2 protein-coding genes are annotated in these 1,214 nt (G+C 66.9%); both read right to left on the bottom strand.

Annotated elements, in window-relative coordinates; genetic code table 11:
• Positions 1 to 955, bottom strand: a 955-nt coding sequence (locus tag AC097L_RS25110) for an enolase C-terminal domain-like protein (RefSeq protein ID WP_479589427.1), incomplete at its 3' end; no start/stop codon positions are given.
• A 99-nt stretch (positions 956 to 1,054) separates the two neighbouring features.
• Positions 1,055 to 1,192 (bottom strand): hypothetical protein, encoded by a 138-nt coding sequence (locus AC097L_RS25105; RefSeq protein WP_479589428.1) that lies wholly within the window; start codon positions 1,190 to 1,192, stop codon positions 1,055 to 1,057.
• Between the last annotated feature and the right edge of the window lie 22 nt (positions 1,193 to 1,214).

Here is a 1,214-nt window from a genome sequence, read left to right as displayed (position 1 = left end):
CGGCCATGGTCCAGAAATGCGGGTCGGCCAACGGGATATCGACCGACTGCAGCGCCAGGCTGTGCGCCATCTCGCGCCAGTCGGTGGCAACCATGTTGGTGGCCGTGGGCAGGCCGGTGGCGCGGCGGAACTCGGCCATCACCTCGCGGCCAGAGAACACGCCTTCGGCTCCGCAAGGGTCTTCGGCATAGGCCACCACGCCGCGCATGCGCTGGCCCAGGAGGATGGCATCTTTGAGCAGCCAGCCGCCGTTGGGGTCCAGCGTGACACGCGCCTCGGGGAAGCGCTCGTGCAGCGCCACCACGGCATCCACTTCCTCGTCGCCGCGCAGCACACCGCCCTTGAGCTTGAAGTCCTGGAAGCCATAGCGCTGCTGGGCCGCTTCGGCCAGGCGCACGATGGCTTCGGGGGTCATGGCCTTTTGGTGGCGCAGGCGGAACCAGTCGTTGTCGGCACCGGGCTCGGTGCGGTAGGCCAGGTTGGTCTGGGCACTGTCGCCCACGTAGAACAGGTAGCCCAGCATCTGCACCGCATCCCGCTGCTGGCCTTCGCCCAGGAGCGCGGCGACCGGCAGGTCCAGGTGCTGGCCCAGCAGGTCGAGCAGGGCCGACTCGGCAGCGGTCACGGCGTGGATGGCCACCCGCAGGTCGAAGGTCTGCTGCCCGCGCCCACCGCTGTCGCGCTCGGCGAACTGGCTGCGCATGGCGTTCAGCACGGCCTGGTAGTTGCCAATGGACTGGCCGACGATCAGCGCCCGGGCATCCTCCAGCGTCTGGCGTATTTTCTCGCCGCCGGGCACCTCGCCCACGCCGGTGTGGCCTGCGTTGTCGGTCAGGACCAGCAGGTTGCGGGTGAAGAACGGGCCGTGCGCGCCGCTCAGGTTCATGAGCATGCTGTCGCGGCCCGCAACGGGGATGACGCGCAATTCAGTGATGACGGGGGTGGAGGTGTTCATGAGATGGTCCAGATGGATAGAAAATACCATCGATGGTAGCGCTACCGTTTGGACTGTCAAGTACGTAGTAGCCCCCATGACGAGTCTGTGGTGCAGGGATTACGCACTCCCCCGCTCCACCATCGAAAACCCCACGTCCACCACCTTCTCTTCTACCGCCCGCCCTTCCGCGCAATCGACGATGAACCGGGCCGCCTGACGGCCAATCGCGTTCGCGTCAATGTGCACGGTGGTCAAGGCCGGGTGCAGGTCGGCGGCA

The sequence above is a fragment of the Rhodoferax sp. RT5P35 genome (assembly GCF_056521385.1).
The sequence above is the reverse complement of the archived record's forward strand: the minus strand, read 5'-3'. Positions and strand labels throughout refer to the sequence as shown.